At 40.0% G+C, this 25,920-nt stretch carries 20 protein-coding genes; 13 read left to right on the forward strand and 7 right to left on the reverse strand.

The window, feature by feature from the left end; translation table 11 throughout:
* The first annotated feature begins 320 nt into the window (after positions 1–320).
* From rlmH to PRK60_RS09385, 5 genes are all read left to right on the forward strand, one after another.
* Positions 321–800: a 23S rRNA (pseudouridine(1915)-N(3))-methyltransferase RlmH gene (gene rlmH / locus PRK60_RS09365; RefSeq protein ID WP_273646038.1), complete on the forward strand. Its 480-nt coding sequence runs from the start codon at positions 321–323 to the stop codon at positions 798–800.
* Positions 801–1,063: 263 nt separating this feature from the next.
* A complete protein-coding gene (locus PRK60_RS09370) occupies positions 1,064–1,480 on the forward strand; it encodes a YSIRK-type signal peptide-containing protein (RefSeq protein WP_102168509.1) in 417 nt (138 codons plus the stop codon).
* Between the two features lie 127 nt (positions 1,481–1,607).
* Positions 1,608–4,472, forward strand: coding sequence for a mucin-binding protein (locus tag PRK60_RS09375; RefSeq protein ID WP_273646039.1), 2,865 nt, complete (start codon positions 1,608–1,610; stop codon positions 4,470–4,472).
* A gap of 103 nt (positions 4,473–4,575) precedes the next feature.
* Complete coding sequence (locus PRK60_RS09380) at positions 4,576–5,124, forward strand: NADPH-dependent FMN reductase (RefSeq protein ID WP_102168511.1); 549 nt, start codon at positions 4,576–4,578, stop codon at positions 5,122–5,124.
* 140 nt (positions 5,125–5,264) lie between these two features.
* Complete coding sequence (locus tag PRK60_RS09385) at positions 5,265–6,437, forward strand: iron-containing alcohol dehydrogenase (protein ID WP_191910972.1); 1,173 nt, start codon at positions 5,265–5,267, stop codon at positions 6,435–6,437.
* A 112-nt stretch (positions 6,438–6,549) separates the two neighbouring features.
* Here the strand turns inward: PRK60_RS09385 and PRK60_RS09390 are convergent, their stop codons facing one another.
* The 5 genes from PRK60_RS09390 to PRK60_RS09410 form a co-directional block, all read right to left on the reverse strand.
* A complete protein-coding gene (locus PRK60_RS09390; RefSeq protein ID WP_178695961.1) occupies positions 6,550–7,416 on the reverse strand; it encodes a DUF4097 family beta strand repeat-containing protein in 867 nt (288 codons plus the stop codon).
* Complete coding sequence (locus tag PRK60_RS09395) at positions 7,413–7,760, reverse strand: hypothetical protein (RefSeq protein WP_273646040.1); 348 nt, start codon at positions 7,758–7,760, stop codon at positions 7,413–7,415. The genes PRK60_RS09390 and PRK60_RS09395 overlap by 4 nt, the downstream gene beginning before the upstream one ends.
* 18 nt (positions 7,761–7,778) lie before the next feature.
* The gene (cls, locus tag PRK60_RS09400; protein WP_273646041.1) at positions 7,779–9,269 is read right to left on the reverse strand and encodes a cardiolipin synthase; all 1,491 of its coding nucleotides are present in this window, start codon (positions 9,267–9,269) and stop codon (positions 7,779–7,781) included.
* Positions 9,270–9,426: 157 nt separating this feature from the next.
* Complete coding sequence (locus PRK60_RS09405; protein WP_273646042.1) at positions 9,427–9,885, reverse strand: NUDIX hydrolase; 459 nt, start codon at positions 9,883–9,885, stop codon at positions 9,427–9,429.
* Positions 9,886–9,897: 12 nt separating this feature from the next.
* On the reverse strand, positions 9,898–10,323 hold the full coding sequence (locus tag PRK60_RS09410) for an OsmC family protein (RefSeq protein ID WP_102168517.1): 426 nt from the start codon (positions 10,321–10,323) through the stop codon (positions 9,898–9,900).
* 455 nt (positions 10,324–10,778) lie between these two features.
* On the opposite strand from PRK60_RS09410, the gene PRK60_RS09415 reads away from it, so the two are divergent.
* The 3 genes from PRK60_RS09415 to PRK60_RS09425 all read left to right on the forward strand — a co-directional run bounded on the left by PRK60_RS09415 (position 10,779) and on the right by PRK60_RS09425 (position 13,757).
* Positions 10,779–11,000 carry a transcriptional regulator gene (locus tag PRK60_RS09415; protein WP_102168518.1) on the forward strand — a complete coding sequence of 74 codons (222 nt, stop codon included), beginning with the start codon at positions 10,779–10,781 and terminating at the stop codon, positions 10,998–11,000.
* A gap of 103 nt (positions 11,001–11,103) precedes the next feature.
* Positions 11,104–13,302, forward strand: coding sequence for an ATP-dependent Clp protease ATP-binding subunit (locus tag PRK60_RS09420; RefSeq protein WP_273646043.1), 2,199 nt, complete (start codon positions 11,104–11,106; stop codon positions 13,300–13,302).
* A gap of 104 nt (positions 13,303–13,406) precedes the next feature.
* Complete coding sequence (locus tag PRK60_RS09425) at positions 13,407–13,757, forward strand: type II toxin-antitoxin system PemK/MazF family toxin (RefSeq protein WP_273646044.1); 351 nt, start codon at positions 13,407–13,409, stop codon at positions 13,755–13,757.
* A gap of 75 nt (positions 13,758–13,832) precedes the next feature.
* On the opposite strand, the gene PRK60_RS09430 is transcribed toward PRK60_RS09425, so the two are convergent.
* A complete protein-coding gene (locus PRK60_RS09430; protein ID WP_102168520.1) occupies positions 13,833–14,114 on the reverse strand; it encodes a hypothetical protein in 282 nt (93 codons plus the stop codon).
* A 38-nt stretch (positions 14,115–14,152) separates the two neighbouring features.
* A complete protein-coding gene (locus PRK60_RS09435; RefSeq protein WP_191912463.1) occupies positions 14,153–14,731 on the reverse strand; it encodes a GNAT family N-acetyltransferase in 579 nt (192 codons plus the stop codon).
* 128 nt (positions 14,732–14,859) lie between these two features.
* Here PRK60_RS09435 and cls (PRK60_RS09440) point away from each other — a divergent pair, with 128 nt between their 5' ends.
* From cls (PRK60_RS09440) to PRK60_RS09460, 5 genes are all read left to right on the forward strand, one after another.
* Positions 14,860–16,338, forward strand: a complete 1,479-nt coding sequence (gene cls / locus PRK60_RS09440; RefSeq protein WP_102168522.1) for a cardiolipin synthase — start codon at positions 14,860–14,862, stop codon at positions 16,336–16,338.
* A gap of 33 nt (positions 16,339–16,371) precedes the next feature.
* Entirely contained in the window at positions 16,372–17,139 is a 768-nt protein-coding gene (locus tag PRK60_RS09445) for a sulfite exporter TauE/SafE family protein (protein ID WP_102168523.1), read from the forward strand.
* A gap of 121 nt (positions 17,140–17,260) precedes the next feature.
* Positions 17,261–21,037, forward strand: coding sequence for a PD-(D/E)XK nuclease family protein (locus PRK60_RS09450; protein WP_273646045.1), 3,777 nt, complete (start codon positions 17,261–17,263; stop codon positions 21,035–21,037).
* Entirely contained in the window at positions 21,037–24,897 is a 3,861-nt protein-coding gene (gene addA, locus PRK60_RS09455; RefSeq protein WP_273646046.1) for a helicase-exonuclease AddAB subunit AddA, read from the forward strand. The genes PRK60_RS09450 and addA overlap by 1 nt, the downstream gene beginning before the upstream one ends.
* Positions 24,897–25,832 carry a LacI family DNA-binding transcriptional regulator gene (locus tag PRK60_RS09460; protein ID WP_102168526.1) on the forward strand — a complete coding sequence of 312 codons (936 nt, stop codon included), beginning with the start codon at positions 24,897–24,899 and terminating at the stop codon, positions 25,830–25,832. Before addA ends, PRK60_RS09460 begins: the two co-directional genes overlap by 1 nt.
* Positions 25,833–25,920: the final 88 nt, after the last annotated feature.

The raw sequence follows: 25,920 nt of genomic DNA on the forward strand, positions 1-25,920 counted from the left end.
TGGAAAAATCAGCAAAATTATTTTACTATTGTAAAAGTGCCTTGATAACAGTCATTATCGATGTGTAAAACTTATCCACAAGTTGGAAATTATGTTGTGGATAAGTGGATTATCTTAAAAGCGGTAAGAGAAAATCCTTGTCATATCAAGCAATTCAAGCGTTACTGACGAACGGTTGTTTTTGTTGATAACTGTGGATAAGTAAAAAGGTAGTAAGCGCATTCAATTTGTTTTTCCTACCGAACATTCGGGAAAAAAGGAATTATAATTAATTACTTGTGGATAATCCTGTGGATAAAATGTTGAAAGTGGTGGATAAGTTGAATATTAAAATTATTGGTGTTGGCAAATTAAAAGAAAAGTATTTTAAAGCAGGAATTGCGGAATATTCAAAGCGACTTGGTCGTTTTTGCAAATTTCAAATTGTTGAAGTTCCAGACGAAAAGGCGCCAGAGTCACTAAGTCAGGCTGAAATGAATGAGGTAATGGCGAAGGAAGGCGAGCGGATTCTGGAGAAGATTAAGGATAAGGAGTACGTTTATGCTTTAGCGATTAAGGGAAAAGAGCGGACTTCGGAAGAATTTACTAAGGAGATTAACCAGTTAACCACGTATGGTCATAGTGATATTACCTTTGTGATTGGTGGTTCTTTGGGTCTTAGTCCAGAAGTTTTAAAACGTGCTGATACCCAAATTTCATTTGGTCGTTTTACCCTCCCTCACCAATTAATGCGGTTGGTATTAACCGAACAGATTTACCGGGCATTTACCATTATTAATGGTTTGCCTTATCATAAGTAACAAAAAAGTTCACAAATGCTCAAACTTTCATTTGTGAACTTTTTTTGATCAAATCCTTAAGAAATATTATGATCCAACTTAATAATATTTTCCCTGTGATGGCGTTATAGTAATATGTTACATAGAGATTACAAGGATATTACAATAATGTATCTAAAAGCGGATAAAGATAGGTTTAACCCCCTATGAAATAGTGCGGATAGATAGGAAGTAACTTTGTAATAATGCTACTTTTTATTACTAACTCACAGGAGGATTAACACATGTTATCAAAGAACAATATACAAATGATGATTCGCAAAGGTCAACCGCAAAAACAGCGGTTTGGTCTTCGAAAACTAAGCATTGGTGTAGCATCCGTTCTTTTAGGATTAACTTTCCTTGGTGCGAGTAGTGCTTCAGCCGATGAAACAGTTAATCAAGGAGAACAAGCAGTTCAAACAGAATTAGCAACACCCCAGCCAGTAGAAATTACTGGAAGTGAAAGTGCGAGGCAACCGGACAATGATGAGGTAGCGAGTAGTAGTACAGCAGAAGCGATACCAGTTTCGGGTGAAGTTACTTCGCAAGTGGTGGCAAACTCAGCAGGTGCAGTACAAGATCAGACGCCACCTAGTGCACAGCCAGTAACTAGCGCTACTCCAGAAATTATGGGGGGGGGGGACGGTAGGCTCAACTAATGACCCTGCTTCAGATATTCCACAACAGAATGGGGTAGAAATTAAGTTCCATGATCAAGATGACTACAATAGTGTCCTCCCTGACTATGTTTATATCTCTGGAAAAAATCCGGGTGATAAAATCACGATGGATGAAATTCTTAATTACCTGCCTGCAGGATTAGAAATCGTGGGTAATCAACCTCAAGAATTTGAAGTGACTGGTGAACCTTTACAAAGTATCTCAGTCTACGTAAGGCACATTATTGAAGAAAAGACGGAAAGCAAAGATGTTGAGCAGATTATCTATGGTCACTATGGGACTAATAAGGAGATTCTCAACCATCAAGTAGTGACGTTTACCAGAGTTGTAAGGTATGACAAGTACACCAACCAACTAGTTGTTGTTCAAGACTGGCAACCAAGTTTAACGTTCCAAGACTACACGGTTGTTCCTAAAGATGGTTTTTCAGCTAACCAATCAGTGGTTAAGGGGACAACGGTGAATAGTGATTCTAATACGGTAACGATTGATGTCATGATGAAGAAAAATGAAGTCAGGACAGAAACAAACACGGTCACTCGGACGATTATCCTGTACTTACCAGATGGAACAACGAGAGAAATTGTACAGACGGTAGTGTTTACTGGTAATATTATTACTAACCCGTGGACGAATGAGACAACATATGGAGAGTGGACCACGGATAAAGATTCATTTGATAGTTACCAGGCAGGAGAAATTGACGGAGTAATGCCAGACCGGACAGAGATCAGTCAAGTTACGGTTAAGCCAGGAACTAATAGCTGGATTGAGGAAATTAAGTACCCTCAAAATGAAGTAACAACGGAAACTCGTGATGTCACACGGACAATCAAACTAATCTTACCGGATGGTAATACCAAATATGTTCGCCAAACAGTAACATTTACTCGTCAAGTGATTAAGAAAGCGAATGGGGAAGTCGTTTATGGCGAATGGGATCAACCGGGAAAGATGTTTGATGACTATTATCCAGCTGAAATTGACGGAAAAAAACCTGATAAAACATATATCCCAAGAGAGGTAGCTAATCCAGATACTAAGGATTATGAAGTTGAAGTTCGTTATGAGGCAGCGTACTCAATTACAACTGAAGAAAAGGTAATTAATCGGGTAATCTACCTCCATCACCCGAACGGAACGGTTGAACCGATTAAACACTCAGTAACGGTAACTCGCGAAGTAAGGACGAATTTACAAACGGGTGAAAACGAGTACGGCGATTGGACAAGGGCTCATTTTGCAGAATTTGTTGTGCCACCTGTTGAAGGACACGCTCCAGACACTGAAAGATTCGATTCCGTAGAAGTGGATGGTGAGACAGGAGATCTAGAACACCATGTTAACTACCTTGCCCATGAAGTTAATAGTGAAACTAAAACAGTTAACCGAATAATTAAAATCGCAATGCCAGACGGAACTTTGCAGACGATTATTCAAACAGTAACATTTGTTAAGCATGTTACTAAGCACCCAGTAAATGGTGAAATTATCAGTGAAACTGAATGGGTAGTCGATGGTGATTCCGTATGGGATGAATTCACAACTCCGGCACTTGATGGTTATACACCAGATATTACAAAGCTGGATGCAGTAACTCCTGATGCTGATACTGAAGATAAGCACATTTACATTAGTTACCGAGAAAATAAGGTTGAGACTAGTGACAAGACGATTAACCGAGTAATTAAATTAATCTTGCCTGATGGTACGGTAAAGGAAATTCCACAGACGGTTACGTTCACATACGAAAAGGTTATCAACCCATGGACTGGGGAGATCATTTCTGAAGGCTGGCGCCAAAGTGAATTGTCATTTAATGAACAGGAAATTCCTGAAATTGACGGCAAGAAACCCTCAGTAAGTGTCGTTCCAGAATTAACAGTAACTCCAGATACTGAAGATTCAGTAGTAGAAGTTCGCTATGAAGCGGCATATTCAACTGCAACTGAGGAAAAGACAGTTAACCGGGTAATTCACCTTCACCACCCAAACGGCAAGGTCGAAAAGGTTAACCACACCGTAACACTAACTCGTGAAGTAAAGACGAATTTACAAACCGGTGAAAAGGAATATGGTGAATGGTCGACTGGGCAGTTTGCAGAATTTATTGTGCCAACGGTTGAGGGGCATGTTCCAAATAGTGAAAAGATTGAGCTGATGGAAGTTAATGGGGAAACAGAGGATCAGATCCACCACGTTAACTACCTGGCCCACCAAATTGATGCTAATACTAAGACGGTTAATCGGGTGATTAAGGTTACGATGCCGGATGGAACCGTAAAGACGATTACCCAAACCGTAACGTTTGTTAAGCACACTACTAAGCATCCAATAAATGGTGAAATTATTAGTGAAACTGAATGGCAAGTTGATGGGAATGGAACATGGGCTGAATTTATCCCAGAAAAGGTTGATGGTTACACACCAAGTCAGGAAAAGGTAGAAGCCGTAACGCCGGATGTTAATACTGAGAATGTGTTGGTAGAAATTAGCTACAAGCAAAATGAAAAGCCAACAGATCCGGTAGTGCCAGGTGAACCAACAGATCCGGACACCCCAGATAAACCAATCACCCCAGATACACCTGATAAGCCGGTAAGTCCCGAACAACCAGGAAATTCAAATGGACCAATAGACGCAGATAAACCAGCAGGCTCAGATACGTCGGCTAATTCAGGCAACTCCGGTCAACAGGGGAATGAAAATTCAGCTTCTGCAACTACTAGTACAGTAAATGCCGCGGCTCCGGCAACTGTTCAGCTGACTTCTGCAGCAATTTCTGAACAAGTTAATGTAAAAGAAGTTGATAATAACGTTAAGAAGACGAGTCAGGATAACCAGCAATTACCACAAACTGGTGAAAAACAGAGCCCAGGATTAATTACTGGAACAATGCTCGTCCTGGTAAACCTTCTTCTCCAATTACTAACATTTGGTTTAGTGAAAAAGAAGGGAAAGACTGAATAGTAAAAGAATAGGACTGGAAATTAACTTTCCAGCCCCATTCTTTTGTTTTAAAGGCTAAATATGGTTATGATGAAGGCAAAGACAATTGATGGGAGTGATTTCAATGAAAAAGGTTGGAATAGTTGTTGGTAGTACACGTCCTGGTCGGCGGAGCAAGCAAGTTGCTGATTGGTTACAGAAACAATTAGCGGTAAGCACAAAACTGGAATTTAATGAAATTGACTTAAGAGCAATCGACTTACCATTTTTAGATGAAAGTAAAATACCAGCACTCGGTCAGTACGAACATAGCTATACACGTGAATGGAGCAGCCTAATCTCAAGCTATGATGGCTTGATCTTTGTTTTCCCGCAATATAATTGGGGCTACCCGGCAGTACTCAAGAATGCACTTGACTATTTGGCAAACGAGTGGAAGGATAAGCCAGTCAGTTTAGTAACGTTTGGCGCTCACGGTGGAGCTCAAGCACAGATAGCAATGCGACTAGTGATTACCGGGTTTCACATGAAACAATTGGCAATTAACCCGCAATTAAAGATTAGTCCATCCGATTCAGTTGCAGAAGTTGATCGGATTCTCCATACTTATGATCCAGTTGCTCAATTACTACGAGCAGAATTTGAAAAAGATTTAACAAAAAAGGCGGAATAAATAATCTAAAAAATCTTGTAATGAAACAAATGAGTTAATATGTCTATATTCTAATGGTTATTAGGCAATTATAATTTGCAATGATCTTCACAATGATTCATAATGTAAGTGCATACAAGTAATCCAAGGAGGCTATTGCAATGAATAGACAATTTGACTTTCTGATGCCTAGTGTTAATTTCTTTGGCCCAGGTGTAATTGAAAAGATTGGTGATCGTGCTAAGATGCTGGGAATGCACAAGGTACTGGTTGTTACCCAAGATAACTTGGCTGCGATCGACAATGGACCAGTTAAGCAAACCCTTGCATCATTGGAAAAGGCTGGTGTTGACTACGCTGTCTTCACTGGTGTAGAACCTAACCCAAAGATTCGGAACATCAAGGCTGGTAAGAAGATGTACGAAGATGAAGGTTGTGACTCAATCATCACTGTTGGTGGTGGATCAGCTCACGACTGTGGTAAGGGAATCGGAATTATTTTGACTAATGGTGACGATATTACTAAGTTAGCCGGAATTGAGACTTTAAAGAACCCACTACCACCATTGATGGCTGTTAATACTACTGCCGGAACTGGTTCAGAATTAACCCGTCACGCAGTTATTACTAACGAAAAGGACCACTTGAAGTTTGTTGTTGTTTCATGGCGTAACATTCCATTGGTATCATTTAACGATCCAATGCTGATGTTAGATGTTCCTCAATCAGTTACTGCTGCTACTGGTTGTGATGCCTTTGTTCAAGCAATTGAACCATACGTTTCAGTTGACCACAACCCAATCACTGACAGTCAATGTAAGGAAGCTATTCAATTAATCCAAACTGCATTGCCTGAAGCAGTTGCTAATGGTCACAATATTGAAGCACGGACAAAGATGGTTGAAGCAGAAATGCTTGCCGGAATGGCATTTAACAATGCTAACTTAGGTTATGTTCACGCAATGGCTCACCAACTTGGTGGTCAATATGATGCTCCACACGGTGTTTGCTGTGCATTATTGCTTACTACAGTTGAAGAGTATAACATTATTGCTTGCCCAGAACGGTTTGCAGAATTAGCTGAAATTATGGGTTACGACACTACTGGTTTAACTACCATGCAAGCTGCACAAAAGTCAATTGACGGAATGAAAGAAATGTGCAAGGCTGTTGGTATTCCAGCATCAATCAAGGAAATTGGTGCTAAGCCAGAAGACTTCCCATTGATGGCTGAAAACGCATTGAAGGATGGTAATGCATTCTCCAACCCACGGAAGGGTACTAAGCAAGAAATAATTGACCTTTACCAAAAGGCTTATGATGGTATCTACTAATAAATAGGTAAGATAACACAACTAAAAACTTAAACAACTCCTAAAAAGAGCTTCAAAGTTCGAAAAAAAACGAATTTTGAAGCTCTTTTACTATTTGTTTCATGTGAAACCGTTACTTAATAGTGTTATCGCCACTAACGTTCTTGAGGTAGATGACGTTTGGCTCAGTGGTATTTCGTTCGAGCGAACCACCGCTACGATGTTTCCGCCTTAAATTGTTATCACCACTTTTAGTTGTGAGTTTAGCACCGTCAATGGTCGATTTAGTAATCGAATTATCCCCGCTTTGGTTAGTAACTGAATAATGACCGATAATAGTTAATCGCTGACCGTTAAAGTCACCAGATGTTAACGAAGAACATCCCTTGGTTAATGAAACCTTATTTAAATTAATATCACCACTAGTTGAAGAAAGTTTTGTCTGGATAAGGGACGAGTTACGAATGGTAATATCTCCGCTGGTAGTAATAATTTTTCCTTGATCAAACTCGCTGTTAAGGACATTAATGTCGCCACTATTACTCTCTAAATTAACCTTTTTGGCAAGAATTTGATTAAGCAGAAGTTCATTATTGACGTGACCTTCTATCTTAGTAAGACTTGCCTTTTGGGGAACAGTAACGATACAACGCTCTTCATCGGCATTGTTAAGTAACTGAAATTTAGCTAGTTTCGAATGGGTAACGGGTGTCTGCGTAATTTTTAGGACACCGTCTTTAACCTGAGCATGAACTGCATGGTTTTTATTTCCGTAATAGGAAACGGTAAAGTGGTTTCCTTGCTTAATAATTACATCAGCTGAACTAGCAGTAACTTTAATTTTATTAAATGACTTTCGGGTAAGAACATCACGATTAGCTGTTGATTCTTCAATTGGGGTCATTGGATCAAATGGTTGTTTATGACCTAAATAGGCGATTCCAGAAATGATTAATCCGCAAACAATAATAATGCTTCCCCATTTAAATGCGCGCTTCATTGTTTATTATTGCCTCCCAATCGCTTTTTAATAGCACTGATCACCCATTTTTTTACTGCTTTGATTAGCCATTTAATGACCCAGACAAGAATAGGAATAATGATAACCAGAAGGCCAATCTCTATAACTAATAACCCAAAATAGAAGAAACTTGTCCAGATATTACTTGACCATTGCCTCATCATTTCAACAAGTGCAATGTTAGCAAACGAAAAGCCGGTAATAAGGATAGAAAGAATAGTCATGATAGCGATAAAAATTGCTGGAAGAATTGCTAGTACACCAACGATTATTAAAATTGCAATCAGAACATCTTTAATGCGTTTGGCATTTTCCGTGTTCATTTTAATTCCTCCCGTAAATTAGAAAATTGGTGCTAGAAGGTGAGAGAATTGCTGCTTAAACTTTAGCCACCGTGATTGATTTTCAAAATACTCTTCTGTCATTGGTGTGCAGTTGATCAGGTCATCTTCAAAAATCTTTTTAAGTTCACTAGAGAGCTGTGAATTATAGGTAAATGCATTTACTTCAAAATTAAGCTTATAGCTTCGGTAGTCCTGGTTAGCTGAGCCGACAGATGCAATGTTGGAACCACTAACCATTGTCTTAGCGTGGATAAAGCCATTATCATAGCGGTAAACCTTAACACCATTTTGAACAAGATACTTAGCATAGTATTCGGTCATTCGGTAAACAAAGGGATGATCAGGCATACATGGGACCATGATTCGGACATCGACACCACTTTTAGCGGCAATGATTAATGCTTCAAGAATTGAATCTTCAGGAATTAAGTAAGGAGATTGGATATAAACATATTTCCGTGCAGTAGCGATAATTCCCTCATACCCTCGTCGAATTGCGTAATTTTGGTTATCCGGACCAGAGGAGACGATTTGCATGGGAACTTCATTCGGATCGGCTGATTGAGGATGCTCAATCGTAAAGTTCTTTAGTTCATCATCAATAGAAAACTTTGGCTTATGGGTTTTGCGGCAGGTGGTATTCCAATCCATTGCAAAACGAATCTCCATCATGACTGAAGCTTGACCAACCACTCTTAGATGAGTATCACGCCAGTAACCAAATTTAGGACTATCACCAAGATACTGATCGCCGATATTAAAACCGCCAATGTAGCCGATCTTGTGATCAATAATCACTAATTTTCGGTGGAGGTGGTAGTTAAGTCGTGGTGAGGTATACCACTTAGATGAACTTGAAATAAATGCTTGAGCCTCACCACCAAGAGCTTCTAGTGATTCAAAGAACGATGGCTTGGTTCCACGAGAGCCACTAGCATCATAAAGAACACGAACTTTGACCCCTCGTTTAGCAGCACGAATTAATGCGGCAAGAATCCGTTTGCCAAGGTGATCAGCGTAAAAAGTATAGTACTCAACGTCAACTATTTTTTTGGCGTGGTTGATATCGTCAATTAGCTGTTCAAACTTAGCATGACCGTCAGTAAAGACTTCGACACGATTATCAAAGGTTAAGAGTGCCTCGTCATTATTAAGGTTTAAATTAGCAAGCATTCGTGCCCGGGGTTTCTGATTGCTTTGCGGTAGTAATTCGTGTTTTTCTAATAGTTGATGTTGTTTCTTGAGGAAAGTATTTTGATATTTAGCTTGTTCTTCTTGAATTGTAAAAATATCATCATGTGATAATTGACGACCAACGAACATATAGAGAATAAAGCCGACTACGGGAAATACTGATAGGACGAGCAGCCATGCCCAAGTAGCGGCAATATCCCGTCTGCTCCGAAAAACGGTCCAAATAGCAAATCCAATGTTAATTAGCCATAGTACTTCAATGATGCGCCGGATAACGTCCCAGGTCCAAATCATAATTTCTCTCCTTAATCGCTCTTACTACATAATAAAACTATTCTAGCATAATTAACGAAGAGGGTAAGTTAATGAGATAGGCAGCAAAACGAAGAAAAAGAAATCATCCCCACATTCTGAATTAAACAGAGTATGGGGATGATTTATCTAATAATCTCTATAATTGTTCGACATAATTTTTAATCAGCTGCCACATTTCAGAATGTTGGTCATTGAAGAACTTTGGTGGTTCTTTTGCAAGATCAAAGTACTGGACTTTAACAGTTTCATCGGGCTTAGTATTAAAGTGCTTTTGCGTAGCCAATTTAACGAGGTAGAAGGCATTAACTGGTTGAACTTGATCACCGTTTGGATAAGTATAAAAATCTTGATCCTGAAGTTTCAACAACTTCACGGGAGTAATTTCAAAACCAGCATCTTCTTTAAATTCTCGTTTGACAGTGTCGCTAAACGACTCACCGTATTCCATATAACCACCGGGGAAGCCCCAATCACCAGTATCGGCACGAGCTTGAAGAAGAACATGCTGATCGTGGTTAAGCAATGCTCCTGAAGCACTAGTCATGATTAAGGGCTCGTGACCAACCATGCTCCGGATCTTTTTAATGTATGGCATTATCCTAGCACCTTATTCCCGTACAAAATTATTGGCGACAAATTTTGTACCAAATTCAAGGGTATTCCTTACTGGACACTTCTTTTCGACATCGGCAAGAAACTGTTTAATATCTTCGTCAGATTCGTCTGAGCGAAGGTGGGGTGTAAAGCGGATTTCAGTAAATTTCCGTCGACTTTCTCCAGTAGCGACATCTTCGCGGTCAAGATCACCGTCAATATCGATCCAGAAAGCTTGTAAGTCGAAATTCCGCTTGTCCGCTAAGGCTTGGGCTGTAATTGCAGTACAAGCACCAAAAGAAGTTAAGAGAATTTCTACCGGATTCATCCCTGTATTAGTACTATTTGGTTCATCAAAGGTAATTTCAAATCCTCGTGTTCCAGCAGCAACCTGCATTCCAGTAGTAGTTTTTGTGGCTTTTACCTTAAATGTACTCATTTGCTTATCCTCCCTTTATTTGGTAGCAATGGATCTAAACTTTTATCCAACTGTTTCAAGTATGCCTGAATCGATGATGGTAAGCAATAAAAATGCTTGTTCAAATTAATGGCTGTTCCTTAGCAAATTCTCATAAAAGAGAGTAGGACAGAACTATCTTTAAAATAGTAAAGAGACTGGGTTAATTCCCAGCCTCTTTGCTGAATTGGAATGAGTAAAGTAGTAATTCCCAGACGCTTGGGGAACATCTGGGAATGGAATGTTAGCACACAAAAGAAAAGGGATTACAAGGATACTAAATTATTCATTCCTCAATTGATTAAGAGATTACTAATATTCTAATTCATTTTTAATTAAAGTCAATAACTTTTTAAAATTTTTTGGATTTTTTGATACTCCACACTTGTGTTATACCACAAATGTGATATAATTATTAATGTAAAGGAAGTGAAAATATGCGGATTAATATTAAACAGTACTTGGAAGTCCATAACTTAACGATTTATCAGGTATCAAAACGTTCCGGATACGGTTACACCACTTTACATAAATCCTTTAATAAGCCACAGTCGAGCGCAACGCCACTGAATTTAAGGGATTTGGATGCTTTAGCTCAGGCACAGCATAAACATATGTGGGAGGTCCTGAAAGAATTAGAGGAACACTATTTAACATAGATAATGCGTTATATTAGCTTCGAGATATGAAAGCACCTATAATAAACATAACAATAAATTTTTTGTTAATTTGATTAAAGGAAATTAAGGGAGGAATGTACTTATGGCACAAAATCCAATGAACCCATTTGACGGAGATATGAACGACATTTTTAACCAATTAATGGGTGGAATGAATAGTCTCAATTCTGATAACCGCCGCTACCTCATTAATGGTAGAGAAGTTACTCCTGAAGAATTTGCTCAATATCGTCAGACTGGCAAGCTACCTGGTGGGGCTGCTCCACAACAACCAGGTCCACAACCTAATGAAGGTAAGGAAAGCATCTTATATAAGTTGGGACGGAACCTAACTGAAGAAGCTCGTCGTCACGAACTTGATCCAGTTATTGGACGGAATAAAGAAATTCAAGAAACTGCTGAAATTTTAAGTCGGCGGACTAAGAATAATCCAGTATTAGTTGGTGATGCTGGTGTTGGTAAGACTGCTGTTGTAGAAGGACTTGCTCAAGCAATCGTATCTGGTGATGTTCCAGCAGCCATTAAGGATAAGGAAATTATTAGTATCGATGTTTCTAGTCTTGAAGCTGGTACTCAATACCGTGGTAGTTTCGAAGAGAACATGCAAAAGTTGATTGATGAAGTGAAGAAGGCTGGCAATATTATCCTCTTCTTCGATGAAATTCACCAAATCATTGGCGCTGGTTCTGCTGGTGATGCTGATGGCTCTAAGGGTATGTCTGATATCATGAAGCCAGCACTATCACGAGGTGAAATTACCGTTATTGGTGCAACTACTCAGGATGAATACCGAAACACAATTATGAAGGATGCAGCTTTGGCACGGCGGTTTAACCCAGTAACAGTTAACGCTCCAAGCAAGGCTGATACAATTGCTATCCTAAAGGGAATTCGTGACTTGTATGAACGTCACCACAACGTTAAGTTGCCAGATGATGTTCTTCAAGCTGCAGTTGACTACTCAGTTCAATACATGCCACAACGGTCATTACCTGACAAGGCAATCGACTTAGTAGATATGACTGCTGCTCACTTAGCTGCTAAGCACCCAGCACACGATGCAAAGCAAATTGAAAAAGACATCGAAAACGAAAAGAAGAAGCAGAAGGAAGCAGCCAAGAAGGAAGACTACAAGACTGCTCAAGCTGCTAAGGAGAAGATTGCTGATCTTGAGAAGCAATTAAAGGAAGGCTCCGAAAATGACAAGGTTACAGCAACCCCTGAAGATGTTGCTAACGCTGTAGAACAAATGACTGGTATTCCAGTTTCTAAGATTGGTGCTAGCGATGTTGAACGATTAAAGGACATGGACAAGCGGCTTGAAGGCAAAGTCATTGGTCAAGATAAGGCTGTTGAAGCAGTAGCTAGAGCTATTCGTCGTAACCGTGCTGGATTTGATGAAGGCGACTCACCAATTGGCAGTTTCCTCTTCGTTGGTCCTACTGGTGTTGGTAAGACTGAACTTGCAAAGCAATTAGCTCTCGACATGTTTGGTAGTAAGAATGACATTATTCGTTTGGATATGTCAGAATACTCAGACCGGACAGCCGTTTCTAAGTTAATCGGTGCAACTGCTGGTTATGTTGGTTATGATGACAATGGCAATACCTTAACTGAAAAAGTTCGTCGTCACCCATACTCAATTATCTTGTTAGATGAAATTGAAAAGGCTAACCCGCAAGTTATTACCCTCTTGCTCCAAGTTCTTGATGATGGTCGTTTAACTGATGGTCAAGGAAACACTATCGATTTCAAGAACACGGTAATTATCGCAACCTCAAACGCTGGATACTCCAATGATGCTCCAGTTAAGTTAGGTAACGACAACGATGAAGAAGACTTGATTAAGAAGTTAACTAATTACTTCCGTCCAGAATTCTTGAACCGGTTCAACGCAATTGTTGAATTCCACAGTTTAACTAAGGAAGACTTGAAGAAGATTGTTGACTTGATGTTAGCAGATGTTAACAAGACTTTGGCTAAGAAGGGAATGGACGTTAAGGTTACCCCAACTGCAAAGCAATACCTTATTGATGAAGGTTATGATGAAGCAATGGGTGCTCGTCCACTTCGCCGGGTTATCGAACGTGAAATTCGTGACAAGGTAACTGATTACTACCTTGACCACCTTGATGCAAAACACTTGGTTGCTGAAATGAAGGATGGTAAGTTAGTAATCGTTGATGCTAAGGATGCTGCCAAGGATGACAGTGACCAATACAAGTCAGAAAAAGCTGACAAAGACGAAGATAACGATAAAAAAGCTGAAGACGACAAGTAGTCATTAGGCTTTGATGAGGAAAGAAGATAGGGAACTTGTTTCCTATCTTTTTTCTTTTTAAAATGAAACTATAACGATGATAAACCTAAGGAGAAATTTACCGAATGAAGGCAAAAGAAGTAAAACGAGGGGACATTTTTTATGCCGATCTTTCACCGGTAGTGGGTTCGGAACAAGGAGGGCAACGACCGGTTTTGATTGTTCAAAATGATATCGGCAACCACTTTAGCACGACCGTTATTGTGGCACCAATCACCACGCATTCACAAAAGAAGCCAATGCCGACACACGTTCCACTGACGGCTGAAGTAACCGGGATTCTCCGAAATTCAGTTGTTTTGCTGGAACAAGTTCGGACGATTGATAAGCAACGACTAATGGATCGGATTGATCACCTTGATGCTTTGGTAATGAAAAAGGTTAATCATGGATTGCAAGTGAGTCTTTCTTTGTAATTAAAATGACGGGGTTAGAAAAGTATATCATTTTCTAGCCCCGTCGTTTTATTCTTTTATTATTTTAAGTGCTAATTAAGCAGCGTTCTTTTTTAGTTGGTTGATCTTAATTTCAATCAATCCAGCTCGTTCACCGAGATCAAAAAATTCTTTTTGAAGCCTAAAGAGGCGACTTTGGATTGCTGTACTAGTAGGCAGCCATTGTTGGTTTAAGTACATCTTCCAGAAGTCATCATCTGGCTTTAAGCCAATCCGCTTACTAAGTTGTTCGATTTCTGGATGAATCTTTTGGATCTTATTGACTAGTTCATTGTGTTGGCGAACTAAATGACCAAGATCATTTTTTGCGTACTGCATAAAATCCCTCCTATAAGTAAAGTTATATCTTACACTTTCTATTTTAGCAGTCCTTTCATAAAGTCGTTAGTAATTCTTGTAACTTTGTAGCCATGATTGAGATTTAGTTCAAAGGCAAGCCGTCTTGGGTCGTTTTTGTCATTAACAGTAACGTTGCCACAACGAACGAAGCCCAAATTGCGAGCCAACCTTTGCATTTGTTTATTCTTTTCGTGTGTATCAAGGCGGAAGTCATTACGTCCTTGGAGTTGACCAACAGTAATTAAATTACTAAACAGAAACTTAGCAAGGCCTTGACCGCGATAGCTACTGGAAATAGCGACCCGATGAATTGTGGCGTATGGAGCGTGAGGATGGCTCCACTGACCGTTACTAATATTCTGGTATGAAGGTTCAGGAGCAAGTTGGAGAACCGCGGTTCCAGCAATTCGATTGTTTACGATGAGAACCCAACTTATTTCCTGGGAAATATCACGACTAATCATTGCCCGATCAGGATGGCCATCTTGCCATTGTGGATTATCTGCTTCTTTAAGCGCTATACGAGCCTCTTCGATAATTTCCATAATGGTGTTTAAATCTGCTAATTTAGCGCGTCGAAGATAAATTGTTGACATAGTTAGGTTAACCTCAATTCATTAATAAATTGGCTATATTATAAAACAAAAAGAAAATCTTTGGAGTGGCCGTTGGTTATCTAATTTTAATGAGTTAGAATTAAGGAGACAAAAAGGGGGTGCCGTAATTGATACTAACGTGGAGTGTTATTAAATGGCTGTTGCTAGCAATCGTTGTTATTAACGAAATTGCGGCACTATTTACAGTTTTTAGAGAAAAACGGGATATTGCTGCAACTTGGGCATGGTTGCTTGTGCTGCTTTTACTACCGGTAGTTGGTTTCATTATTTATGCGTTTCTTGGTCGAAAGTTGCCACAGCGGCGGTTAGAGAGGATTAAATCGCAGACACAGTTAAAACTAAAGCAGGCAGTTGATCGGCAAAAGGTTCAGTTTCAAAACATGCCGAAGCCTAAGCATTCAACTGCTCAGATGTATCGACGGACGGTAATGCTTTTTCAAAGTTTAGATAATGCCTTCTTAACTCGTCACAATAATGTCAAAGTTTATGTAGATGGTGATAAACTATTCCAACAGCTTTTTGCTGACATTGAAGCAGCCCAAAAGAGCATTAATATTGAATTTTATACAATCTATAATGACCAGATCGGAAATGAATTGCGAACCTTGTTAGAGCAGAAAGCAGCAGAGGGTGTAGAGGTTCGTGTGCTTTATGATTCATGGGGTTCGATGGGGGTTCGTGCTGATTTCTATAACGGCCTTCGTAAGCGTGGTGGCTATGCAACACCATTCTTGATGACCCATAGCAACTTTATTGATTTTCGGTTGAATTACCGTGATCACCGAAAAATTGTTGTAATCGACGGCAAGATTGGCTATGTTGGTGGTTTTAATGTTGGTGATCAATATCTCGGGCGGGTGAAGAAGTTCGGCCCGTGGCGTGATACTCATCTCCGAATTATTGGTGGTGGCGTATATAGCCTGCAACAACGGTTTATTCGTGACTGGAATGCTTCAGTCAAACATCAAGAAAGCCGAATTAAGCATTTTCGGCGGTTCTTCCCTGAAATTAAATTAGATAAGAATCAACTTAAGAATGAAACATCGCTGCAGATTGTTTCTAGTGGTCCAGAATCACCACAGGAAAACATTAAATTAGGTTATCTGCGGTTAATTAACGCGGCGACTGATCATATTTGGATCCAAACACCATATTTAATTCCAGATGATAGTGTGATCGATGCGCTTCAAGTGGCTGCTCATTCGGGAGTAGATGTCAGGATAATGATTCCATGTAAACCAGATCATCCATTTGTTTACCGAGCAACCCAATATTACGCTCGGGTATTAGCAAATCATGGTATTACTATTTACTTTTACGAAAAAGGCTTTTTGCATGCCAAAACGATTATGATTGATGGCAGAATGGCAAGTGTTGGGTCTGCAAACCTTGATTTCAGAAGTTTTAAGTTAAATTTCGAGATTAATTCCTTTATTTACGATCGCGATATGACGGATAAGCTAGAGCAAATCTTTGTCAATGATATCCGTAGTTCAAGGGTGATTACTCCAGAAATGTTTGCTAGCCAATCGCGGTGGCTACGGTTTAAACAGACGTTTTCACGACTGCTATCGCCGATTCTGTAAGATTTTATAAGTTAGTTTGATAGGGAGAGAAAAATGGCAGGAATTCCATCGATTGGAACGTTAATTTACTTATTACTTGGCGGTGTTGTTGCGGGAATCTTAGCTTCAGCAGCTTCTTTTGCTTCGCTGGCATCATATCCACTCCTTTTGAGTGTTGGTGTAGCTCCAGTTTATGCCAATGTGACAAATGATGCAGCACTGATTTGGAATAGTCTTGGCGCAGTATTTGCGTCTGGAAGGGAACTTCATGGCCACTGGCGTCAGGTATGGATCTATGGTTCCTTTACTGTGATCGGTTCAATTATTGGCTGCTTCCTTTTACTTGCTTTTCCGGGGAAGGTTTTTGAACGGGTGGTTCCGTTCTTTATCTTAATTGCGGGTGCAATGATTTTAATTTCAGGGAAGCACCAACCCGACTTAACTAAACAGAAACCCCAATGGCTAAAGAGTTTGTACATTTTTCTTCTGATAGTTGTTGGAGGGTATGCAGGCTACTTTGGTGCTGCAAGTGGAATTGTGATTCTAGTATTATTAACATACCTGAGTGATGAGGACTTTCTAGTAGCAAACGCAATCAAAAATGCAGTTTGTGGTTTTACTAATCTCGTTGCCTTGATTATCTATTCGTTTACATCAAAAATTTATTGGTGGGACGCAATTCCAATGGCGGTGGGAATGTTTATTGGTGGTTATTTAGGACCAATTGTTTTACGTTATATCCCTGCTAAGCTGATGCGCTGGGTGATTGCATTACTTGCCTTAATTCAAGCGGTCATCTTCTTTAAGCAGGCATACTTATAAAAATTTTGGAGTGGGACTTTGCTACTAATGGACTGCTCCTTTTTTAAATAACTTACCTAAACATTTGTTCGATGTCTATGGTAAAATAAAATCTGAATTTATGCGAAAAGGATGGATCATCATGGGAACTCTAGGCTTTGTTTTAGGCACTCGTGCAATGGATCATGAACAGGTAATGATCGATCAACTGGCTGACCAAATGAAGAAGGCCTCAGCTGAAGACCGGTTTTTCTACTTGGTTCCTAACCATATTAAATTTGAAACGGAAATAAATATTTTAGCAGGGTTACGAAAGCGGATGGGCCTTGATAATGATCAACGCTTTGCCTCAGAAAAGCTTCAGGTACTATCCTTTAGTCGATTAGCATGGTTCCTCTTACGTGATACACCAGCATTTCAAACGCCACGGATCTCTAAGATTGGAATGACTATGTTGACATCCCAAGTAGCTCAGGAGTATGCAAAAGAACTACACCTTTATGCAAGCGAAATTAAGCGACCGGGTTTTATTCAGAAAATGACGGAGCAATTAGAAGAATTAAAAGGCGCCAATATTTCAGCAGATGATTTTTCAATGATACTGGGTCAAATTCAGCAAGATCAATCATCAGGAGCTAACCGCGTCTGGTTAACTAAGATGCATGATATTGAGATTATTTACCATGCTTATGAGAAACAACTTCAGCAAAATTTCCTGGGAAATAATGAACTTTATTCGCAGTTGGTTAAGTATTTGCAAACTAATAAAGAAGTCCGTCACATGCACTTCTTTATTGATCGATTTGCACAATTTACTGCAAGCGAACAACAAATAATTGATGCTTTAGTAGAAAATGGGGCAACCACAATGGTTTCACTAGTTCTCGACCGGGGGTATCCTGATCAGAATCATCCTAGTCCGAGTGAAATTCCTGCTGAAAATGATTTGTTTTATTCCTCAGCGATGGTTTATCGACGTCTCTGGAAGCTGGCTCAGCAGGCTCCACAACAGATTAAACTCCAGCCGAATGTGTGGTTTGCAACACACCCGCGAGTTAATGATGATCTTCAAGAAGTTGACCATTACTTTAAGCGATATGCAGCAGGACCAATTTCAACAACAGAAACCAGCCGGTTGACAGCTCCTTCGACGGTTCAGTTTTATACAATGGCAAATCATCGTGAAGAATTAGAAAAAGTTGCTACCAAAATTAGGCAGATGGTTGCTACTGGCAAGTATCGGTACCGAGATTTCTTAGTTTTGACTCGTCACCTTGACGGTTATCAAAACATGATCGCACCGATCTTTGCACAAAATCAGGTACCGGTTTTTGATGATCATGAGCGCAAAATGGATCAGCATCCGCTTGTAATCCTATTAAGCACGTTGCTTAGTATTGACCAACGAGGATATCAATTAGGGGATATTATGCAGCTGCTGAAGACGTGGTTATTGGTACCACGATTAGCGACTGGTGATTTAATGCCAATTAAGATTTTCCAAGAAGCAGTCTTTACCACCGAAAATTGGTGTTTAAAGCAGGCAATTCGCGGGAAACAGGATTGGATAAAACCAGATCTATGGACTGTTAAAGATGCCGATGATCAGCGAGAAAAAGCAACCGCATCACGAGTAGAACAATTAAACCAGCAATTATCGATTGTTCATAATTATGTTACTGAAATAATTGTGCCGTTCTTAAGCCAACTAAAGAAAGTAGAATCAGGCCAAGAGTTAGCAACGACGCTGTTTAACTTCTTGCAACAAAATGGGGTTACTGAACGACTATATCAATGGCAACAATACCAGAGTACTCGTGATCTTGATTTGGCACGTCAGCCGCAACAAGTTTGGGAAAAATTTTGTCAGATTCTCCAAGAATATGTTGAGATTCTTGGAAAAGATCGTCTGGACAAGGATAATATCAACGATTATCTTGAAAAATTTAATGAGATTATCCAAGCCGGATTTTCAGCAGCTCAATACTCCCAAATTCCAGCAACGCTTGACCAAGTGGTTGTTTCCGAAACTGGAATTGTGCAAAGTCAAAACAAAAAGGTTGTCTTTATGATTGGCTCGACTGATGATGTGATGCCAGAAGTGCGCGAAAACGATGGATTATTGACTGACCAAGATAAGCAGATCTTAGCTCCATATTTAGACGATGATTTTCAGTACTTACCGGCTGACATGATAACAGAGTTGAATAATGAACCATTTGTGCATTATTTAGGGATGCTTTCCGCAAAGCAACAGTTAATTTTCACAGCGCCACAAGCAACCAATGATGATAAAGAGTTAACAATTTCACCATACATGCGCGATTTGGCTGCCTATCTCCAGCGGCCGATTATCAATTCGCCACTAGTAACTAGTAAGGTTGGCAGAGAAAACGCCCAGCAGTTTATCAGCAGTCCGGAAGCTAGCTTAAGTCAATTGGTGCGTGTAGGTCGTCAAGTACGGGATGATCAAAAATCAATTGCTACTCCAGTCCAGATGCCACCAGCTTGGAAAAAAGTTGAACAGGATTTGATTTTATTAGCAAAGCAGTGGCAACTAAGTCCGGATGCTGTTGATAATGCTTTAGGAAAGAAGCTTCAACAGCGCCTAGAAATGGTAAATCAAGGATTTAATTACCATAACGTTGTGGATGATATTGGAGCAACGTTAGCCCAAGCCTTATATCTTCATGCTACTCCAAATAAGAGTGGGCAACGGGTTTTGTATGCTTCGATCTCACAGTTGCAAAACTTCTACATTAATCAGTACGAATATTTCTTAAAGTACGGTTTACAACTTCAAAAACGGGATCGTCTTGAGATGTCCGCTGATCGGATCGGAACCTTTTTCCATAAAGCAATGGAGACGTTTATTAATAATACCCGTCAACAACAAGTTGAATTAAAGGAGTTAGTATCTAATTCACAGGAACTGAGAAGATTTATTGATGAAGCGTTGCGGACGGCTGAAAAAAGCCAGCCTGATTTAGTCCGACTAACAGAATCATCAGCCCAAGCGAAGTTTCAGTATCATCAGTTACGAACTATTGTGACGACGATGCTTGAAACAATGTGTCAACAAGCCCAATATACTGAGGCACGACCCTTTAAGACTGAAGCACAATTTGGCCGAATTGGCAGTCCAAACCAAGTTAATCTGAAAGCACTAGACTACCCATTAGCTTCTGGAAACCGGATCTATTTGCGTGGCCGAATTGACAGAATTGATCGTCTGCCTAAGGAGCAGCTAACTGATCTCTTGCAGCCGAGTGATTTTCTTACCGTTGTTGATTACAAATCAAGCAACCATACCTTTGACCTTACATCAGCATACTATGGTATTTCTTTGCAGCTATTAACCTACTTAAACGGTCTACAAAACAATCTTCAAGAACTAGACGAGCCAACAGCACGGCTTGCTGGGGCATTATACTTGCACTTAAGTAATCCCAAATTTGATTGGAAACGAAACCAACATAAGGAATTAGAAGAGTTACAGTTAAGTGCTCATGAATACAAGGGAATCCTCTTGAATGAGCCAGCGATCCTCGACTCGCTCGATCAGAAACTTCAAGATAATCAGTCAGCCTTATATCCACTAAAAGTTACTAAAAAGGGTGGCATTTCTGCTAAAAAAGATGCGCTCCTAGTTACTTCCGATCAGTTGCAATGGCTTCAGGAATGGAACAAACAATTAATTGTTGACGCGGGGGACAAAATCCTTGAGGGACAAGTTAAACTAAATCCTTATCGGTTGATTGAGGGAAGTAAACGGGCAACGGGACTAGACTATAGCGACTTTAAAGATATTTACCAATTTGACAATATGTTAGATCAGCAACGTTATCGTCAGCTTGATCCGCAGAAAGCAAAGGAAGACTTTGATAATGCGAAGAAAGAAGGAAGGACTAAAGAGTAATGGCAACATTTAATCCAACACCGAGTCAACAACGGGCAATAGATGATCGCGGAAAGAATATTCTTGTTTCTGCCTCAGCAGGGTCAGGAAAAACAGCGGTCCTAGTTGAACGTGCTATTAAATTGATCAGAGAGGGAATTCATGTTGATCGAATGTTGATGGTGACCTTTACGGACGCCGCGGCAAAGAGTATGCGGGATAAAATTCGTGAAGCACTTCAAGAAGCGGTGCGTCAGCCAGTGCATAACGCGGAAGAACAGCAACAGCAGCGCCAAATGGTTAATGAAATTAATCGGTTAGCCACAGCTGATATTAGTACTATTCACGCTTTTTGCCTAAAGCTAATTAAACGCTACTATTACTTAATCCATTTAGATCCCCAGTTCCGATTATTAACAGATGACACTGAGCGGCTCCTCCTTCAAAAAGAAATTTGGCAACAAGTTAGTGAAAAACTATATGAATCATCACTTGAGCAAGCTAGTGACGAGCGGGCAAGTTTTAGTGAACTGGTGACTAATTTTTCTAATGACCGTGACGCACGGGGGTTAGATGATCTAGTTTTGAAGTTATATGAAACAGCAAATGCTCAACCAGAACCGGAGAACTGGTTACACGGACTAGCTGATAATTATTTCCTGGGAAATGATTCAATTACGAATACCAAATTTTATCAGGAACAGTTAAAACCAGTTGTTAAGAATAATTTGGAACAGTTAGTGAATGACTACGCCGAATTGAGTATCCGAATGGCAGACCTCGGTTATGATAAACCAGCTGAAATTATCAAAGGTGACCAGGAACACATCAGTAATTTGATCACATGTTTGGATCAAGACCAGTGGGGAGACATCAGAGCCGCGTTTCAAGGAGTTAAATATGCCCGGATGAGTGGTGGCGCAAAGAAGAAAGATCCTGAATATGAGACTTACCAATCCTTAATAAAGACACGAAACGGGCTTAAAGAACAACTGAAATCCTTAGTGACGGATTATTTTGAATACGATGAGCAACGGTTCCGACAAATTGCTAATCATGCGGCCGGGATTCTAAATGAATTATCAGCGGTTACAATTGAATTTTCACGAGCTTATCAACAAGCAAAATTGAACCGTCATGTTTTAGAATTTAGCGATTTGGAGCACTATGCTTACCAAATTTTAACGCCACCGGCAGATCAGCCAGATTGGGTTACCCTTGTTAATGAATTACGTGAACACTATCAAGAAATCATGATTGATGAGTATCAGGATACGAACCCACTTCAAGAAAAGATCTTGATGCAGTTAGCTAATCCAGATCAGCAAAACTTATTCATGGTTGGTGATGTGAAGCAGTCAATCTACCGTTTTCGTGAAGCAGATCCGACTCTTTTCCTTACAAAATATGAAAATTACCGTAAAGGAAAGGGTGGCGAATCAATTGTTCTAGCAGAGAACTTCCGGTCAATGCAAAATGTGACTGGTTTTACAAATGTTTTATTTGAACAATTGATGGATCGTCAGGTTGGTGAGATTGATTATGATAAGGATGCTCACTTAAAGTATGCTGCAACTTACTATGATGAAAATCCAGATAATCGAGTTACTCCTGCTGAGGTACTACTTTACGATGCTAATGTTAATCCTAAGCTTCCCCAAGAAGACGATAAGCTAACTGGAGAACTACGAATGGTTGCCATGCGAATTAAGCAGATGGTAGCTAATAAAGAATTAATTTTCGATAAAAAGACACAGCAAATGCGGCCGGTTCAATATGGGGATATTGTTCTCCTCGAGCGAACAAAGAACATTAATAATACTTTAATGGAGCAATTTAACGAGCTGGAAGTTCCGTTGACAGTCCATGATGTTGAAAGCTATTTTCAAGCAACGGAAGTTAGGGTAATGATGGCATTGTTAAAGATTATTGATAATCCTAAGCAGGACATTCCATTAGTTGCAGTTCTTCGTTCACCGATTGTTGGCCTTAGTAATAAAGAGTTAGCTTTCATTCGTCTTCAAAACCGTCGAGCAGACTTTTATACGGCATTAATGACGTGTCAGAGTAACTTTGAAAATCACAGTCTTCAGCAATCATCAGCGTTGAATCCAGATCAATTAACACGTCTTCAGCAAAAAATAACTACTTTCATTGAGCAGTTAACCGAATTTCGGCAAGTAGCCCAACAACAAACTTTAGTTAACTTAATTTGGCACATTTATCAGGAAACTGGTTACTTAGACTATGTTGGTGCAATGCCTGGTGGGCAACAACGACAGGCCAATCTTCATGCACTATATGAACGGGCGCATACTTATGAGCAAAGTAGTTTTAAGGGGCTTTACCAGTTCACGCGCTTTATTGAAAAAATGCAGGAACATGATCAGGATCTCGGGGTGGCGCCAACACAATTAGACACGAATACCGTTAATGTAATGACGATTCATGGAAGTAAGGGCCTTCAATTTCCGGTTGTTTTCTTGATTAATACAAGCCACCATTTTAATAATGTGGCAGTTCGGGAAAATGCGGTTGTTGACCCGAATTCTGGAGTTGGTATTAAGGTAATGGATCAACAACGGCTGGTTTATGATACGCCCCAGCGACAAATTATTTTAAATAGTATTCAGCAGGGAGAACGAGCAGAAGACTTACGGGTCCTTTACGTTGCACTAACCCGAGCTGAACAGCGACTAGTCATTACGGCATCGTTTAACGAAACGCGAAGGGGCCAAAAACTAGTTGAAGCATGGAATAGTTGGCAAAAGGCATTTCAAAGCAGCCAGCAATTGCTTGGCTCGCAGTTACGGATAAACGCGAAGTCTTTTATGGACTGGATTGGTTTAGCTCTTGCACGGTATTCTAACCAGTTTAATGCCGCTAAGTTAAGCATTTCAGGGGATGACATAACAGATAAGGGAATTGTTCTGGAAGAGAGTCCTCTTAATACAGGGAAAAAGTTTACCGGGATGGCGACAGAACCATTTTTCATTGCCAAAACTTTCACCGCAACTGATGTTGATCAACAACTGGAAAAGTTAACTAGTCCAATCAACGTAACGGGTGATGAAGATTTGCAATCACTCAAGTCCCTGTCAGCAGAAGAAATTGATCAGATCCTTGCTTTTCGTTATCCACATGAAGTTGCAACCAAAACGACGGCCTACCAATCAGTTACGGATGTAAAACGGGTGTTTGAAGATCCGGATAATCGTGAAATGGGCCAGTGGGATTATGAACAACAACGAAAGGCGAAGAACCGCGGACTATATTTAAGAAACGATTTTGCGACACCACAGTTTATCCAACAGGGTGATCGGTCGCCAGCAGCAACAGAGGTTGGGACAGCTACCCACCTGGTATTTCAAAAATTGCCACTGGATGGCAAAGAGATCACGTTGGCTCAAGTTCGTAATGAGATCCGGCAGCTGGTCAAGGATCGCCTAATTAACTCTGCAGTAGCACCGTTTATTAATGCGGAAGGGATTGCTGCATTTTTCCAAACAGATCCAGGACGACAGGTTATCGCTAATGGTCAAAAGTATCATCGAGAAGAACCCTTTGCGATGATAATGAATGGCCATGAACTATTTAAAGAGGTTCAAGCAAAAGATGATGAGCGGATCCTAATTCATGGGATTATTGATGGCTATTTAGAAACTCCCAAAGGAATTATTTTAGTTGATTACAAAACTGATCATATTGATCCCCAGTATCGAGAATTTGAACTAGCTAAAATTACTGGTCGTTATCGTGGTCAGCTAGAGTTATACCGACAAGCATTAAATATTATGAAGCCAATACCGGTTGTTCAGATGGGACTCTACCTGGTAGAATTAGGTGAGTTTATTCCATTTGAAATCGAGGGACGGCCGTAATGGTAACAATTAAGGACATTGCAAAACAGGCGGGAGTATCCGTTTCAACGACATCACGGGCGTTGAATGATAATCCGCGAATTAGTGCGGAAACACGAGAACGGGTTAAGAAGATTGCGGCAGAGTTAGGGTATCAACCTAACTACACTGCGCGGAACCTTACTCGTGGAGAATCGAATATGGTTGGGTTAATTTTTCCAGTTACGGAAGATACGGCACCAGCAAACCCATTTCATATTGACCTCATGCGGGGAGTTAGTACAGCACTTCAGCCACTACACTACGAAATGGTGGTAGCAATTGCTGCAACTCAAGATGAATTGCTTGAAGAGGTTCGTTCAATGGTTAATCAATCTAAAGTGCATAATTTCCTGGTTTTCTATGCAATGAGTAATGATCCTATAACAGCTTATTTACGACAGAATAACCTTAACTTTGTTATTATTGGTCACCCAACGGATCATTATCCGGATCGATTCGTTGATAACGATAACGTTGCTGCCGGGAAAGCAGCAACAGAACAACTGTTAAAAATCCATCATTTGACTCATCCGGCTTTTCTTGAATCGGTTGATCCTTGGCTGTTTGAACGAGAACGGGCTGCTGGTTATGATGAATGCATGAGTACTCATCATTTAGAAGCAGTTGTTTGGCAATTGGGTACGAATGCTGATTCGTTGGATGATTTTCTTAATAACCATCCAGAAACGGATGGTTTATTGTTCTCTGATGATTTGTTATTTGTTCGGTTTTCTCATGAATTACAAAAGCGCTCGTTGCCAGTATTTTGCTTTAACAATAGTCGGTTAATGGGAATGCTGACAAATAGTGATGGGCGGATTGATTTGCGTCCCCGTGAGTTGGGAAGAGAGGCAGTTAAGTTGCTTTTCGATCCAATGAGGCACCACAGTTATGTCACATTTCAAGTTAATTAATACGAGAACACACTAGTTAAAATTAAAGAAAAAATTAGGCTGAAATTATTGATATTTCGGTCTTTTTGTTTTTGTATAAAGAAAACCC

It is taken from the genome of Limosilactobacillus portuensis (assembly GCF_028607025.1).
Taxonomy (GTDB): domain Bacteria; phylum Bacillota; class Bacilli; order Lactobacillales; family Lactobacillaceae; genus Limosilactobacillus; species Limosilactobacillus portuensis.